The organism is Nonomuraea sp. NPDC005650 (assembly GCF_040605375.1).
Lineage (GTDB): Bacteria > Actinomycetota > Actinomycetes > Streptosporangiales > Streptosporangiaceae > Nonomuraea.
The window spans coordinates 404,858-420,384 of record NZ_JBEXCR010000005.1 but is presented as its reverse complement, the minus strand read 5'-3'; the positions used below and the strand labels follow the sequence as shown (position 1 = coordinate 420,384).

At 68.8% G+C, this 15,527-nt stretch carries 14 protein-coding genes and 2 tRNA genes; 5 read left to right on the top strand and 11 right to left on the bottom strand.

Annotation, left to right across the window (positions count from 1 at the left end; genetic code table 11):
• Positions 1-394 precede the first annotated feature (394 nt).
• A complete protein-coding gene (locus ABZS69_RS11700; RefSeq protein ID WP_355369837.1) occupies positions 395-793 on the top strand; it encodes a hypothetical protein in 399 nt (132 codons plus the stop codon).
• A 121-nt stretch (positions 794-914) separates the two neighbouring features.
• Positions 915-1,088: a hypothetical protein gene (locus tag ABZS69_RS11695; protein ID WP_355369835.1), complete on the top strand. Its 174-nt coding sequence runs from the start codon at positions 915-917 to the stop codon at positions 1,086-1,088.
• Here the strand turns inward: ABZS69_RS11695 and ABZS69_RS11690 are convergent.
• The 9 genes from ABZS69_RS11690 to ABZS69_RS11650 form a co-directional block, all read right to left on the bottom strand.
• Positions 1,055-1,738, bottom strand: a complete 684-nt coding sequence (locus ABZS69_RS11690; RefSeq protein ID WP_355369833.1) for a response regulator — start codon at positions 1,736-1,738, stop codon at positions 1,055-1,057. The two genes, ABZS69_RS11695 and ABZS69_RS11690, sit on opposite strands and share 34 nt — an antisense overlap.
• Positions 1,735-4,230: a DUF4118 domain-containing protein gene (locus ABZS69_RS11685; RefSeq protein WP_355369831.1), complete on the bottom strand. Its 2,496-nt coding sequence runs from the start codon at positions 4,228-4,230 to the stop codon at positions 1,735-1,737. Before ABZS69_RS11685 ends, ABZS69_RS11690 begins: the two co-directional genes overlap by 4 nt.
• A 9-nt stretch (positions 4,231-4,239) precedes the next feature.
• The gene (locus ABZS69_RS11680) at positions 4,240-4,707 is read right to left on the bottom strand and encodes a group II truncated hemoglobin (RefSeq protein WP_355369829.1); all 468 of its coding nucleotides are present in this window, start codon (positions 4,705-4,707) and stop codon (positions 4,240-4,242) included.
• A gap of 100 nt (positions 4,708-4,807) precedes the next feature.
• A tRNA-Met gene (locus ABZS69_RS11675) sits at positions 4,808-4,881 on the bottom strand.
• 224 nt (positions 4,882-5,105) lie between these two features.
• Positions 5,106-5,182 (bottom strand) — tRNA-Met (locus ABZS69_RS11670).
• A gap of 58 nt (positions 5,183-5,240) precedes the next feature.
• Positions 5,241-8,198 (bottom strand): UPF0182 family protein, encoded by a 2,958-nt coding sequence (locus ABZS69_RS11665; RefSeq protein WP_355369827.1) that lies wholly within the window; start codon positions 8,196-8,198, stop codon positions 5,241-5,243.
• 129 nt (positions 8,199-8,327) lie between these two features.
• The gene (locus tag ABZS69_RS11660; protein ID WP_355369825.1) at positions 8,328-9,374 is read right to left on the bottom strand and encodes a PDZ domain-containing protein; all 1,047 of its coding nucleotides are present in this window, start codon (positions 9,372-9,374) and stop codon (positions 8,328-8,330) included.
• Positions 9,375-9,384: 10 nt separating this feature from the next.
• Complete coding sequence (locus tag ABZS69_RS11655) at positions 9,385-9,810, bottom strand: molybdenum cofactor biosynthesis protein MoaE (protein WP_355369823.1); 426 nt, start codon at positions 9,808-9,810, stop codon at positions 9,385-9,387.
• 86 nt (positions 9,811-9,896) lie between these two features.
• Entirely contained in the window at positions 9,897-10,970 is a 1,074-nt protein-coding gene (locus ABZS69_RS11650) for an NAD-dependent epimerase/dehydratase family protein (RefSeq protein ID WP_355369879.1), read from the bottom strand.
• 130 nt (positions 10,971-11,100) lie between these two features.
• Here ABZS69_RS11650 and ABZS69_RS11645 point away from each other — a divergent pair, with 130 nt between their 5' ends.
• Genes ABZS69_RS11645 through ABZS69_RS11635 form a run of 3 tightly spaced genes read left to right on the top strand, consistent with a single transcriptional unit; the run spans position 11,101 to position 13,894 of the window.
• Positions 11,101-12,315, top strand: coding sequence for a zinc-dependent metalloprotease (locus ABZS69_RS11645; RefSeq protein ID WP_355369877.1), 1,215 nt, complete (start codon positions 11,101-11,103; stop codon positions 12,313-12,315).
• Entirely contained in the window at positions 12,312-12,872 is a 561-nt protein-coding gene (locus tag ABZS69_RS11640; RefSeq protein WP_355369821.1) for an NUDIX domain-containing protein, read from the top strand. Before ABZS69_RS11645 ends, ABZS69_RS11640 begins: the two co-directional genes overlap by 4 nt.
• Positions 12,873-12,907: 35 nt before the next feature.
• Complete coding sequence (locus ABZS69_RS11635; RefSeq protein WP_355369819.1) at positions 12,908-13,894, top strand: endonuclease/exonuclease/phosphatase family protein; 987 nt, start codon at positions 12,908-12,910, stop codon at positions 13,892-13,894.
• Here the strand turns inward: ABZS69_RS11635 and ABZS69_RS11630 are convergent.
• Together ABZS69_RS11630 and ABZS69_RS11625 are read right to left on the bottom strand one after the other, a co-directional pair.
• The gene (locus ABZS69_RS11630; protein ID WP_355369817.1) at positions 13,881-14,465 is read right to left on the bottom strand and encodes a hypothetical protein; all 585 of its coding nucleotides are present in this window, start codon (positions 14,463-14,465) and stop codon (positions 13,881-13,883) included. The genes ABZS69_RS11635 and ABZS69_RS11630 overlap by 14 nt on opposite strands.
• Positions 14,462-14,977, bottom strand: coding sequence for a M48 family metallopeptidase (locus tag ABZS69_RS11625; RefSeq protein WP_355369815.1), 516 nt, complete (start codon positions 14,975-14,977; stop codon positions 14,462-14,464). Before ABZS69_RS11625 ends, ABZS69_RS11630 begins: the two co-directional genes overlap by 4 nt.
• Positions 14,978-15,527 lie beyond the last annotated feature (550 nt).

The following is a 15,527-nucleotide window of genomic DNA, read 5'->3' as shown; positions in this document are numbered from 1 at the left end:
CCGTTCAAGTTCCTGTCAAATTGACCGGACTTGCTCGACTTGCGGAAATTAAGACCCGCCCCGTTTCCGGGACAACCCCTCTAACTTACCAGCCCATCCGAACCGGTGCGAATCCACCGGAGGACGACCCTCGAAGGTAGTGGGATTTGCCGGGCATCTCCGGGAGTCTCTGTGACCCCCTCGGCCGCCCTGCGCGAAGCAACTCTAGCAGCCCGCCGCGCCCACTTCGCGCCACTCAGGTAATCATGTGGTTCTCCCCTCACCACGCAACGCCCAAACCTCATCAAGGACACCCAGGTCGACGCCTCAGGCTTCAAGCCGACGGCAAGTCATCCGCAATCGCTGTCAGGTACGAAGTACCTACGAGCAGACTGCGCTCTCGGAGGTGTCCGCTATGACCCGCTCGGAGTTCGACGACATCCGCGCCTTCCTCGCCGACGAGGCGACCCATGCCGGAGACCTACTGAGGATCGCCAGGACCCTCATCGACGACCTCGAACACGCACGGATGCGCGAGGCCGTCCTCCGTACCCACTATCTGCGGCTGCTCACGGCGGCGCGGGCGACGGTGGCGGCCGACCTCGCGGACGCGCCCGACCCCATGGCGTTCCTCACGCACGAGCTGTCCGAGCGCGGCCAGCTGCCCGAGGACGGCGAGGCCGTGCAGCGCATCCTGTCGGACGCCCGTACGGCGGCCGCGCTGCTCGCCTGCCTGGAGGAGTCCGTCCCCCAGCGCCCGCGCGGAATGCGCCTGCGCCGGTGCGTCGGCATGGGGCGCGCCCTCCCGCGTTAGCCGCTGACCCGATGTGCACACAGGGCATACCGAGCCTTGGCTGACCGGCTGTAAGACTTCGCATATGTGTCAGCGGGGGTTGAACTGGGCGGCAATCGCACTAGTCGGGACATTTGGCCTGATGTGGGTTGGCGTCGTGGTCTATGCCGATCAGGGCTCATCCCTCTGGATGCGGGTCGTGCAGGTGGCCTTCGGGATCCTGCTCCTCGGCTGGGCCGTCCAGAAGGCGGTCGTGATGCTCCTCAAGCCGTCGGGCCACTGCTACTCCGACGAAGCCGACGGCTGGAACCGATAGCCCATCCCGGGCTCGGTCAGCAGGTGCACCGGGCGGGCGGGGTCCCGTTCGAGCTTGCGCCGGAGCTGGGCCATGTACTGGCGCAGGTAGTGCGTCTCCTTGAGGTAGGAGTCTCCCCAGACCTCCCGGAGCAGCTGGCGCTGGCTGATCAGCTTGCCCGGGTTACGCAGCAGGATCTCCAGGAAGTGCCACTCCGTGGGCGTCAGCCGTACCCCTCCCGAGATCGACTTGCTGGTGAGGTCGATCACGTGATCGCCCAGCCGCACCGTGGCGGCCTCCTCGTCGTGCTGGCCCGTGCGGCGGGTCACCGCGCGGACGCGGGCGAGCAGCTCGTCGATGCTGAACGGCTTCGTCACGTAGTCGTCGGCCCCCGCGTCGAGCGCGTCGACCTTGTCGGTGCTGTCCGCGCGCCCCGACAGGACGATGATCGGCACGGCGGTCCAGCCGCGCAGGCCCTCGATGACCTCCACGCCGTCCAGATCGGGCAGCCCGAGGTCGAGGATGACCAGGTCAGGATGCCACTCAGCGGCCTGGCGCAGCGCCGAGCCGCCATCGGCCGCGACCGCCACCTCGTACTGCCGGGCGGCCAGGTTGACGCGCAGAGCACGCAGGATCTGCGGCTCGTCGTCCACCACCAGCACGCGGGTCACGTGTGCCTCCGCAGCGAGACGGTCATGGTCAGTCCCCCTCCAGGCGTGTCCTCCAGCACGAGCGTGCCGCCCATCGCCTCGGTGAGGCCGCGCGAGAGCGCCAGGCCGAGCCCCACGCCCGTGTGGCTGCCGCGATCACCGAGCCGCTGGAACGGCATGAACACCCTTTCATGCGCTTCAGGAGGAATGCCGGGGCCCCTGTCGACTATGCGGATCTCCACGTTCTCGCCGTGCCAGCTCGCGTTGACGAGCACGGGTTCGCCGTCGGGGCTGTAGCGGACGGCGTTCGACATCAGGTTGACCAGCACGCGCTCCAGGAGGGCCGGGTCGGCCATGATCTCGGGGACCACGGGCGGAAGGTCGCTGTGGATCTGGTCGCGCAGCGGTCCGAGGTCGTCGATGGCGTGCGGCAGCACGTCCTCGATCGCCACGGGCTCCAGCTTCACGCCGAGCACGCCGGCCTGGAGGCGGCTCATGTCGAGGAGGTTCGCGACGAGCCGGTCCAGCTTGATCAGCGACTCGTCGGCGGTGGCCAGCAGCTCGCCTCGGTCCTCGTCCGACCAGGTCACGTCGGTGCTGCGCAGGCTCTCCACCGCCGCCTTGGCCGAGGCGAGCGGCGTACGCAGGTCGTGGCTGACGGCGGCGAGCAGGGCGGTGCGCATCCTGTCGGCCTCGGCCAGCGGCTCGGCCTGCTCGGCGGCCTCACGCAGCCGCTGCTCACGCAGGGCGACCGCCGCCTCCGCCGCGAACGCCTCCAGCACCCGCCGGTCGCTCGCGTCGAGCAGCCGCCCCCGGGCGGCGAGCACGAGCCGTTCGTCGATCACGACGTCGGTGTCGGCCGTTCCCGGGCTCGTGCACGGCGGGCCGCCCGAGGTGGCGACGATGTGCCAGTCGTCCGTACGCTCCAGCAGCGTCACCGAGCTGAGCCCGAACGTCTCCCGCGTTCTGGCCAGCAGCGACGGAAGCGCCGCCTCGCCCCTCAGCACGTGACCCGCCAGCGTGGACAGCACCTCGGCGTCCGCCCGCGAGCGCGCCGCTTCCCTGCTGCGCCTGGCCGCCAGGTCGACGACCGTGCTGACCATCACCGCCACCAGCACGAACGTGGCCAGCGCGAGCACGTTCTGCGGCTCGGCGATCGTCAACGTGTGCAGCGGCGGCGTGAAGAACCAGTTGAGCAGCCCGAACCCGAGCACCGCGGCCGTCAACGCCGGCCACATGCCGCCCACCAGGGCCACCCCGACGACCAGCAGCAGGAAGAGCGGGATCTCGCTGGGCAACGACAGGCCCAGGGGCTGGAGCCCGGTCGTGAGCAGCGGCGGCGCCAGCAGCGCCAGCCCCCAGCCGGTCAGCCGCCGCCTGCGGGTCAGCGCGGCACTCGACCGGGCCTGCTCGCGCCCCTTCCTGGTCGCCTCGTGCGTCACCATGTGCACGTCGATCGACCCGGACAGCGCCGTCGTGGTCACGCCCACGCCACGCGTGAAGATCTGCGCGAACCGCCCCCTTCTGGACGCGCCCAGCACGAGCTGGGTGGCGTTCACGCCACGGGCGAAGTCGAGCAGCGCATGCGGGATGTCGTCGCCGACCACCTGGTGGTATGAGCCGCCGAGGGCTTCGACGAGGGCGCGCTGGTGCAGGAGGTTCGCCGGGTCACCGCCGGAGCTCAGCCCGTCGGCGCTGGTGACGTGCACGGCCAGCAGGTCGGCGCCCTTGCTCCGGGCCGCGATGCGCGCGGCGCGGCGGATCAGCGTGTCCCCTTCCGGGCCTCCGGTGACGGCGACCACCACGCGCTCGCGGGCCTCCCAGGTGCCCTCGATGCCGTGGTCCGAGCGGTAGCGGTCGAGTTGCTCGTCCACCTTGTCCGCCAGCCAGATCAGGGCGAGCTCCCGCAGGGCGGTCAGGTTGCCGACGCGGAAGTAGTTGGCCAGCGCGGCGTCGATCCGATCGGGCGGGTAGACGTTCCCGTGCGCCATTCGCCGGCGCAGCGCCTCGGGGGCCATGTCCACGAGCTCGATCTGGTCGGCCCGGCGCACCACCTCGTCGGGCACGGTCTCCCGCTGCGACACGCCGGTGATCTGCTCGACCACGTCGTTCAGGGATTCGAGGTGCTGGATGTTGACGGTGGAGACGACGTCGATGCCGGCGCCGAGCACCTCGTCGATGTCCTGCCAGCGCTTGACGTTGCGGGAGCCGGGAACGTTCGTGTGGGCGAGCTCGTCGATCAGCGCCACGGTGGGGGCGCGGGCGATCACGGCGTCGACGTCCAGCTCGGTGAACGTCGAACCCCGGTAGGACACCGTCCGCCTCGGCAGGACCTCCAGCCCTTCGAGCAGCTGGGCCGTCCTGGCGCGGCCGTGGGTCTCGACGAAGCCCACGACCACGTCCTTGCCGCGTTCGCGGGCGCGGTGCGCCTCGCTCAGCATGTCGTACGTCTTGCCCACGCCGGGCGCCGCACCCAGGTGAACGCGCAGCCTCCCGCGGGACGTGCTTCCCATTCCTCCAGGTTACGGCTGGTACGGCGGCGCGACCCCCCAACCCCAGTGCGGCACGGGGGCCTCAAGCGGGGGTGTGGCGTCCGGCTGGGAGTTGTGCCTGGCCAGTCTGGTGCCCCATTCGACGTAGCCGGCGAACGCCGCCCGGAACTCGGGGTCGTCCGGCAGCCCCACTTCGTCGGCGGCGTCCATGAGGAGGTTCACCCATCTGCGGCGCTGGGGCTCGGTGATGGCCTTGCCGAGGTGGTGGCGGAGCATGTTCGGGTAGCCGCCGCGCTCCTCGGTGTACCGGTCGGGGCCGCCGAAGACCTCGCTGAGCCACATCGCCACATATTTGGGATGGTCCGGGTCCATGTGCGCGAACAGCGGGCCAATCAGGTCGTCTTTGACGACTGTGCGGTAGAACGCCGCGGTCAGCCGCTCGAACGCCTCGCTGCCGCCCGCCCAGTCGTACAGCGTGGGTACTGATTCTTCAGTCATGTAATGATGTAATCACTCGCGGGTGCGACTGAGCAAGGTTGAGAAAACGACAAAGTCCCTGGTCTCCGGATCTCTCCGGTGACCAGGGACTCTGGCTTTGTAGCGGGGACAGGATTTGAACCTGCGACCTCTGGGTTATGAGCCCAGCGAGCTACCGAACTGCTCCACCCCGCGTCGGTGTCTGTGGTAATAACCATACAGGGTCCGCGACCGTGCTCCGACCACTCCAACCCCGAGGTGGCCGCCGTCGGTGGCGGGAGTCTCTTGGGGAAGGGGCTCTGAGCAGCGGGAATGCGCCCGATCGACGGGCGTGGCCATCTCTTGAACATCCCGCGCGACCGGGGTCGGCGGGGAATGACAAAAGCCCGGACTCCGATGAAGGAGCCCGGGCTTCTGGATGGTAGCGGGGGCAGGATTTGAACCTGCGACCTCTGGGTTATGAGCCCAGCGAGCTACCGAACTGCTCCACCCCGCGTCGCCTTGCTGCTCTTAAAGACTAGTGGGCGACGAGGGGTGGGCGCAAACTGATTGAGCTAGGACGTGCCCGCCGCTTGCGAGCCCGTCGGCGATGGCGACCCGCTCGGCGAGACCGAAGGCGTCGCCGAGGGTGACATCGATGGCGAGGCCGACGGCGTGGCAGACGGGGTGGCCGACGGAGTCGCCGAGGGCTTGGGCTGCTCCGCGTTGGCCCCCTCCAGCGCCTTCAGCGCCTCCTCCAGCCGCTTCTGTGCCGCACCGTAGGCGTCCCAGTTCGGCGGACTCGACTGCAGAGCCTTCTGCGCGTCCTCGTACGCCTTCTTGGCGTTGGCGATCGCCGTGTTGATCGCCGTGTTGGGGACGTTCTGCTGCTCTGTGGGGGTGTTCTGCTGCTGCTCTTGCTGCTCGCCGAAGACCTCCGCGAGCGCCTTCTGCAGGTCCGGCCCGACGCCGATCTTGTTGCCGTACGACACCAGGACCCGCTGCAGAATCGGGTACGGCTCCTGGCCCCCGCCCGCGGTCACCTGGACGTACACCGGCTCGACGTAGAGCAGGCCGCCCGCGTACGGCAGCGTCAGCAGGTTGCCGTACCGGAGCGAAGAGCTACCCACGCCCATGACGTTGAGCTGGCCGGCCAGGCGGCTCTGGAAGGCGTTCTGCACCTGGCCGGGGCCCGGGATCGGCGTGTTGGACGGCATGCGCAGGATGCGCAGCCGGCCGTAGCCGGAGCCGGCCGACGAGTCGACCGCCATGAACGCCGACAGGTTGGCGCTCCCCTGCCGTGGCACGAACGTGGTCGTCAGCGAGAACGTCGGCGTGCCGCCCGGCATCGTGGTGGTCAGGTAGTAGGGCGGCTGCTTGATGTTCTTGTCGCCCTGCGTGGGGTCGCCCGGGACGTTCCAGAAGTCCTGGCCGCTGTAGAAGGCGGCGGGGTTGGTGATGTGGTAGCGCGACAGCGTGTAGCGCTGCACCTTGAACAGGTCTTCGGGGTAGCGGACGTGGTTGCGCAGGTCGGCGCTCATCTCCGAGGCCGGGCGGATGATCCCCGGGAACGCCTTGCTCCAGGTCTTCAGCAGCGGGTCGTTGGTGTCCCAGCCGTAGAGCGTCACCGTGCCGTCGTAGGCGTCGACCGTGGCCTTGACGGAGTTGCGGATGTAGTTGACCCTGTCGCTCGGCTGCTGGGCGATCACGCGGCGGTCGGTGGACGTGTCGCGCGTCATGTCGCCGAGGCTCTCGCTCTGCGAGTACGGGTAGTCGTTGGACGTCGTGTAACCGTCGAGGATCCAGGTGATGCGCCCGTCGACGATCGCCGGGTAGGGGTTGCCGTCGAGCGTCAGGAAGGGCGCGACCTTCTGGACCCGGTCACGCGGGTTGCGCACGTACAGGATCTGGGAGTTGTCGTTGATGTCGCCCGACAGCAGGATGTTCGCCTCGCCGTACTTGGCGGCGTAGACGAGCCTGTTGAGGAACGAGCCGACGCGGACGCCGCCCTTGCCGTCGTAGATGTTGTCCGCCTGGCCCGTGCCGCCCGTCTGCGGGTAGTCGAGCTCCTTCGTCTTCGGGTCGCCGCCCGCGATGACGTATTCCTCGCCGGCCGGCTCCTCGCCGAAGTAGATGCGCGGCTGGCGCAGCCCCGTGGTGTTCACCAGGGGGCCGGTGACCGGCATGTCCTTGGCGTCGTAGTTGGGCAGGCCGCCACCGTCGACCTGGTTGCCCGGCGCGGCGACGAAGCCGTAGCCGTGGGTGTAGACCAGGGCCCGGTTGATCCAGTTGTTCTGCCCCTCGGGCGGGCCGGTCATCTCACGGACGCCGACGACGTGGTCGATCAGCTTGCCGGTGCTGTCCGGGTAGCGGTCGACGTCGAGCGTGTCGCCGAAGTTGTAGAAGCCGCGGATGCGCTGCGTCTGCTCGTACGTCGAGGAGACCAGCGCCGGGTCGAGCAGCCGCACGCCGGAGACGGAGGCGTCGCCCTCCTTCTGGACCTTGGTCGGGTCGGACTCGGCGTTGTAGTTTTCGACCTCGGTCTTGTCGACGTTGTACGCCTCGCGCGTGGCGTCGATGTTGCGCTGGATGTAGGCCGCCTCTTTGCCCTGCTGGTTGGGCTTGACCTGGAATTGCTCGACCAGCGCCGGATAGACGCCGCCGATCAGGATGGCCGAGAGCACCAGCAGGCCGGCCGAGACGCCGGGGAGCATGCCGCCGGGCCGGAAGATGCCGGCGAAGAACAGGGCGGCGCAGATCAGCGCGATGATCGCGAGGATGGTCTTGGCCGGCAGGACGGCGTTGACGTCCGTGTAGGAGGCGCCGTGGACGAACCCGCGGTCGGAGAAGACCAGGCCGAAGCGGTCGACCCAGTAGGCGACGGCCTTGAGCAGGACGAAGACGCCGAGCAGCACCGAAAGGTGGGTGCGGGCCGCCCTGGAGGCGTGCACGCCCGGCGACTGCAGCCGGAACCCGCCGTACAGGTAGTGCGTGACCGCCGCCAGCACGATCGAGATGATCACAGCGGTGAACAGGAAGTTCAGCACCATCCGGATGAACGGGTAGTCGAACATGTAGAACGAGATGTCCAGCCCGAACAGCTTGTCCTGCTTGCCGAACGACTCGCCGTTGACGAACTTCAGCCACGTCTCCCACTGACCGGCGAAAGAGGAGCCGGAGAAGAGCGCGAGCAGACCCATGCCGACGATGAAGATCAGCTTGCGGTGGGGGTCGAGCGCCATGCGGTAGCGGTCGGCGCCGCTGCCCCCGCCGAACATCGCCGGCCCGAACATCGGCCGCATCCGGAAGGCCAGCAGCATGTTGCCGCCCGCGATGCCGACCATGAGCAGGGCCCCGACCAGGAACAGCACGATCTCGGTCAGGAGCACGCCGGTGAAGATCGACGTGTAGTGCGTCGCGTCAAACCATAGATAGTCGGTGTAAATACCGGAAAAAAGGAAAAACAGCGCCACGATCGCCACCAAGGCGATCGCCACAGGCAGAAGCAGTCTCGGTCGGCGGGGCAAGCGCATCGCCCTGCCGGCTCCTGGGGTCCGGAAGCTCAAGGCCAACCCCTCGTCGTGATGAAGAAACGGTCCGTGTCTGGCAACCTACACCGCAGTGCCAGCCCTACGGCTAACGCACGGCGAGCTCCAGAAGTTTCATCCGGCCTCGCAAGCGGGCACGTTGCCCTTGCCCGTGCGCAGCGCGTCGAGCGCCAGCACCGCGTCGTGCAGCGTGTCGGCCTTGACCAGCCGGAGCCCGTCGGGCACGGCTTTCATGGCCTCCGCGCAGTTGTCCGCCGGGGTCAGGAAGATCGTGGCCCCGGAGTCTTTCGCGCCCACCATCTTCTGGGCGATGCCGCCGATCGCGCCGACCTCGCCCGACGGCTGGATCGTGCCGGTGCCGGCGATCTGCTTGCCGCCGGTGATCTCACCCGGCGTGAGCTTGTCGACTATGCCGAGCGAGAACATCAGCCCCGCGCTCGGCCCGCCGACGTCGCCGACGTTGATGTCGACGTCGAACGGGAACTTGTACTTGGCCTGCATGACCACGCCCACGAGGGTCTGCCCCTTGGGGCCGGCCACCGTCGGCACGGTGACGTCGAGCTTCTGGCTCCCCCTGGTGACGGAGAAGGCCACGTTCTCGCCCGGCTTGTGCGCCTTGACCGCGTCACCCACGACGTCGACGTCCTTGGCGGGCTTGCCGTCCACGGTGTCGATCTCGTCGCCCTTCAGCAGCTTGCCGTCGGCGGGCCGGCCCTTTTCCGTGGAGACCACGGTCACGACCATGTTGAAGGGGATCTTGAGCTCGGTGAGCGCGGCGGCGGTGGCGGAGTCCTGTGAGTTGGTCATCTCGACCGTGTTCTCCTCCTCGACCTCCTTGGGGTCGCGGTTGGGAGCGAAGATGGTCTCCTGCGGGACCACCGCCACGGTCGGGTCGATCCAGCCGCGCAACGCGGTCAGCAGGTCGATCTGGGCGGCCGGGCCGCCCTGGTAGGCCACCGTGACCAGGCTCAGCGCGCCGCTGGTCGGGTAGGTCTCCCGCCCCTTGATCGAGATCACGGGCTTCTTGTCGACCTCGCCGATCGTGTTCTCGGTCGGGCCGGGGCTCAGCACGACGTACGGGACCGGCCTGAACGCGCCCACGACACCTAGCGCGAGCACGAGGAATCCCGCGAGCAGCAGAGTCAGGGCGCGTCGTGACATGTCGATGAGCTTATTCGCCGACGCCCACCCATTCGGTCTCGCCGTCGGCGAACGCCTGATGTTTCCAGATCGGGACGTTCGCCTTCAGATCGTCGATCAGCCGTCTCGACGCCTTGAACGCCTCGTCCCTGTGCGGCGCGGCCACCGCGACGATGACGGCCGCCTCGCCCAGCTCCAGGTCGCCCACGCGGTGGACGGCGGCCAGCGCGGTCACGGGGAAGTCGGCGGCCACCTTCTCGGCGACCTGCCGCAGCTCGGCCTCGGCCGAAGGGTGGGCCGAATAGGAGAGCCTGGTCACCGGCTTTCCGTGGTCCTGCTCGCGCACGGTGCCCACGAAGACGGTGGTGCCGCCGGCGGCGTGGTCGCTCACGGCGGCCATGACCTCGTCGACGGAGAGCGGCGTATCACGAATCCCGAGCAACCGGATGACGTCCACGCAAAGAGCCTACCAACAAGAAATCTGCCCGCTGGACTGCCGAAACGCCGTCGTTCCAGGTCAGTGGCAGGTTGGCGGCGGATTTCTCAGCCGCGCCGCTTCTTGCGCACCTGGCGGACGATCGCGGCGGTGCCGATCACGGCCACGGTGGCGCCGGCGGCGGTGAGCGTGGCCTCCTTGACCGGCAGGCGCCGGCCGACCACGGTCGTCCTGTTCTCGCGCAGCTCCAGGAGCTCCTCGAACGCGGCCTCGTTCGTCCACGAGGGCTTCCAGCCGGCCTCGCGCAGCCCCGTGCAGTCGACGACCCACGGGTAGACGACGTAGTGCAGGTCGGTCGCCGGGGCCGGGGTGATGCCGAGCCGGTGCAGCCGCTGTGCCGTGCTGAACGTCAGCCCCGCGGGGAGCTCGAACCTGCGGATGCCCGACAGCTCCTCGACCTGCTCCTGCTCCAGCCACCCGTCGGAGCCGACCGCGACCACGCCCGTGACGACGCCGCGGGCGGCCAGGTCCAGCGCCGAGACCAGGTCGTCGATGTGACAGAACTGCCAGCGCGGGTTGCAGCCCTTGACCGTCAGGAGCCTGGGCGACTCGAAGTGACGGGTGATGACGGTGTCGACTCCTGGGCCGACGACCGCGGCCGGGCGCAGCACGGTGACCTCCAGGCCGGGGTGGCTGCGCAGGGACCGGCGTACCAGGGACTCGATCTCCAGGTAGTCGCCCACGACGCCGGTGTCGGGCTCGGCCGCCACCGGGGCGTCCTCGGGCAGGGGCACGTCGTTGTCGGGCGCGGCGCCGTACACCATCGCGCTCGTGACCAGCACGACCCGCCGCACGCGCGCCGCCGCGCTGGCCGTCAGCACGGTCTGGGCGGCCCGCAGGTTGTACGCGCGCCGCTCGGACGGGTCGGAGTCGACGGCGTAGTCACCGGCCAGATGAACCAGGACGTCGATGTCGGAGATCCGGTTCGCCAAGAGCGGATCCCGTACGTCGATCACTCTCCAGGTGGCTTCCCGAACATCGCCGCGCTCCTCGTCGATGGCCACCACCCTGCGGAAATCCGCGGAGGATACGAGCCTCGCGAGCAACTCGCGGCCGATGCCGGAGGCCGCTCCCGTGACGGCGACTACGGGTTGGCTCGGGCGTTTCGAGGTAGGCACCAGGTCCTCACTTTGCACTGATCCGCCGTAGGACGACTAACGTGGCGGATGTGGACTCCTCCATCCTGCACGAGGTAGAGCGGTGACTGACCTGCCAGGTCGCGAAAACGACCCTAACGAGAACCCGTTCGCCATGTTCGGCAACCCTGAGCAGATGGCTCAGGCGATGCGCCAGTTCGCCGACATGCTGTCGGCGCCTCAGGGCTCAGGCCCTGTCAACTGGGACATGGCCAAGAACATCGCCCGTCACGCCGTGGTCGCCCAGGGCGATCCGAGCGTCATGGAAGGCGAGCGTCGCCAGATCGTCGACGCTCTGAGCCTGGCCGACCTGTGGCTGAACGAGGCGACGACGCTGCCGAGCGGTGTGTCCGGCCCGCAGGCCTGGAGCCGGTCCGAGTGGATCGAGAACACCGTCCCGGTCTGGCGCAAGCTCTGCGAGCCGATCGCGGAGCGCATGGTCGAGACCATGGGCGGCGCGCTCGGCGGCTCAGGGCTGCCTCCCGAGGCCCAGCAGATGGCCGGTCCGCTGCTCGGCATGCTCAAGCAAATGGGCGGCATGATGGTCGGCCAGCAGATCGGGCAGGCGCTCGGCTCGCTGGCCCGGGAGGTGGTCGGCACCACCGACATCGGCCTGCCGCTGTCCGACAAGGCCGCGCTGCTGCCCGGGGGCATCGCCTCGTTCAGCGAGGGCCTGGAGATCCCGGCCGACGAGATCCGGCTCTATCTGGCGCTGCGCGAGGCCGCGCACCACCGGCTGTTCCAGCACGTCCCGTGGCTGCGTTCGCACCTGCTGGGCGCGGTCGAGGAATACGCCAAGGGCATAACGGTCGACACCTCGGCGCTCGAAGAGCAGATCCGCGGCCTCGACATCAACAACCCCGAGGCGATCCAGGAGGCGCTGAGCGGGGGCAACCTGCTCAAGCCCGAGGAGACCGAGCGGCAGAAGGCCGCGCTGGCGCGACTGGAGACGATGCTCGCCCTGGTCGAGGGCTGGGTGGCCACCGTGGTCGACCGGGCCGCCGAGGGCAAGCTGCCCTCCGCCGTGGCGCTGGCGGAGACCGTACGCAGGCGGCGCGCGACCGGTGGGCCGGCGGAGCTGACGTTCGGGACGCTGGTGGGGCTGGAGTTGCGGCCGCGGCGGCTGCGCGAGGCGGCGGCGCTGTGGCGCGCGCTGGAGAGCGAGCGCGGGCTCGACGGGCGCGACGCGCTGTGGGGCCACCCCGACCTCATGCCGACGGCCGACGACCTCGACGATCCCGACGCGTTCGTACGCGGTGAGGCCGCCTGGGACATCTCCCAGCTGGAGGCGAAACCGGACGACGAGGGCGACAAGGGCGACGAGAGTTGAGCCTGCACGGTGACGCGGTGGCGGTGCTGTCCGCGTGGAACGCGCCGACGCCGGAGGAAGAGGCGTTGCGGCTGGGGTTCCTGGAGCATTTGCGTGTGCATGACGACGCGATGCTGCGGGAATGCGTACCCGGTCATCTGACGGCGACGACGGCGGTGCTGTCGCACGACGGCACGCAGGTGCTGCTCACGCTGCATCCGAAGGCCAAGAAGTGGCTGCCCATGGGTGGCCACTGCGAGATTTCCGACCTGTCGCTCGTGGAGGTTGCTCTGCGGGAAGCATGGGAGGAGTCGGGAATTTCCGGGCTTGAGCTGCTGCCTGGGCCGCTCGCGGTCGACAGGCACGAGGTGTGGTGCCATTCGCCGCGCAGCTGGCATCTCGACGTCGAGTACGCGGCCGTGGCCCCTCCCGGCGCCGAGGCCGTGATCAGCGAGGAGTCGCTGGATCTGCGCTGGTTCCCCGTCGACGGGATCCCCGAGCCGTCCGACGAGGCGACGCGGCGGTTGGCCGCACGCGGACAGGCCGCGCTTAGCTCAGGCTCACGCGCGTTTGGCTAGAGTCTCTTTGCGTCGTTCCAAAAATGGGGGGTTGCGTGGAGACTTCTGCCGTCGGCGGCACGATCGTGACTCCCAAGCGCAAGCGCCGGAAGTTCCCCGGGACGACGCTGACCTGGCTGGCCGTGACCCCGTTCGCGGCGTGGGCCGTGGCGCGGGTGGCCGGTCTGGAGCGGGGGTCGCTGCCCACGCAGATCATGACCGCCACCCCGTACGCCGCGGCCGGCTCGCTGATCCCGCTCCTGATCGCCGCCGCCGGGCGTAAGCGGGCGGCGACCGCGGTCGCGCTGCTGGCCACGACCGCGCTCGGCTTCAGCGTGCTGCCCAGGGCTCTGGGCAGGGCGGAGGCCACGACGGGCAGGCCGCTGAAGGTCATGACGATCAACATGCTGTTCGGCCGGGCCGACACCGCGACGATCATGAATCTGGTACGCGAGTTCCAGCCCGACGTGCTGAGCACGCAGGAGCTCACCCCCGGGGCGGTCGCCGACCTCGACGAGGCCGGGCTCAAGGAGCTGATGCCCCACCGCGTGCTGCAGGACGAGTGGAGCGCCGGCGGGAGCGGGCTCTACTCCAAGCATCCGGTGGAGCCGCTGTGGGACCTGATGCCGCCGGTCGGGCACCAGATGCCCGCCGCGCTGATCTCGCTGCCCGGCGGAAGGCCGATCGAGTTCATCGACGCGCATCCGTTCCCGCCGCTCGGGCCTCAGGTCGTCGAGTGGAACGAGGCCATGGCGGACTTCCCCTCCGCCTCCCCTGACCGGATCCGGATCATCGCGGGCGACTTCAACGCCTCTCTGGACCATGCCGCCCTGCGTGGTCTGCTGGCCCGGGGCTACAAGGACGCGGCCGACACCGTGGGGGCCGGGCTGATCCCGACCTGGCCGGCGAACAAACGGGTGCCGCCGATCATCACGATCGACCATGTGCTGGTGGACCAGCGGGTGGGGGTGAAGGAGGTCAGCGTGCGCGACGTGCCGAAGACCGATCACCGGGCCGTGCTGGCCGAGCTCACCGTGCCCTGATCAGCGCCCTGGTGCTTTCCCAGCCTTCCAGGCCGGGGTCGAGGCGTTCGACGTCTTCGGGGGTGCGCAGGCGGTGCCAGCCCGGGGTGGTGGCGACCTTGCGGGAGCCGGGGGCCTGGGCGCGCAGGGTGGTCACGATTTGCGCGTCGTCGAGGTCGGGGTCCGCCCAGGTGGGCGGGGGGAGCGCGCAGGCCATGGCCACGGCGCCGCCGTTCTCCGCCGGGCAGACGGTGATCTCGGCCCTGCCGAGCTCCCTGAACAGCTTGCCGACGAGGAGGGGCGGCAGGTCGGGCGCGTCCGCGCTGATCACCGCTACCTGGTCGGCTTTGAGGCGCTCAAGGATGATTTTTAGCGGTTCGTCGTCTTTTATCGTGATTACTTCGGTGCCCGGCCAGACGATCTCCTCCAACTCGGGGACGCTGGTGATCAGGACCGGCGTGACGAGCTCCAGCCCCGCGACCATCTCGTAGGTGTCCTCCGCCACCGCCTCGAGGAACCGCGCGGGGTCCACGCCCGGGGGGGCCGCCTGTGCCATGCGCTGTCGTACCAGGACCGCGGCGATGCGCGTCAACACTCCTCCGGCGCTGTGTGGGCCGCGGCGGAGAATCCCTCCAGAAACCCGCGCGCGCGTTCTGCCTTGGGATACTGTTCTACTAGCGCCCAGAACTTGGCACCGTGACTGGGCACCAGCAAGTGCACCAGCTCGTGGATGATCACGTAGTTGATGACCCATTCGGGCAGGCCCTTGAGCCTGGTCGAGATTCTGATCGTGCCGTTCTCGGGGGTGCACGAGCCCCATCGGTGCTGCTGGTTGTCGACCCAGCGCACGCTCTCCGGCTCCGCCTTGCCGTCGAGGAATTTCGACGACAGTTCTTTGGCTCGTTCGAGCAGCGCCTCGTCGGTGGGCCTTCGCCGGCGTTCCTTCGCGGCCAGCCGATCCAGCATCCGGCTCACCCATTCATCTGCGTCTTCGCCACTCAGCCAGGCGGGCAGGAGCACGATCGTCTTGTCGCCGTCGCGGTAGGCGGAGACCGTACGCCGGCGACGAGAACTGCGACGAACCTCGACTGTCTCGGGGGGCACATATGCACGGTAGCCGACCCTGGCGAAATTCCACAGAGGGTGGACGTTGTTTCTGCTGGTCAGATGATTAAGAGCCGGTGAATTTGGGCATGCGCCCTTTCCCGATGGGTGTGGAGCGCCTGATCATGCCGGTGGCGGCCGTGGTCACGGCCCCGACGGAGGATTCCCACCTCAGCACCGCTTCCAGGTGTTGATGGTCTTGGTTTCGGGGTAGTTTGTGGGGTCTTGTGGCGGTAGGAGCGTTCTAAATGATCTTCATTGCGGTCACCCGAGCTCGCGACATTCGGTCATTTTTCGTCAAAGATTGATTTACCTGACCTTTATCTCCCGCTTCCCTCCGCCCCTCCCCGAACGCCTCGCACATCCCTGCGCCACCGAACCCCGACGCCACCTTTTCGTCCCCCAGAGGCGACCCCCTGCCCCCGAACCCGCCGTCCTCCCCCGCCCTCAACTCACCCAACCCCAACCACTCAGCTCACCCAGCCCCAACCACTCAGCTCACCCAGCCCCAACCACTCAGCCAAGCCACCCCTCACCTGAGCGCTTCCAC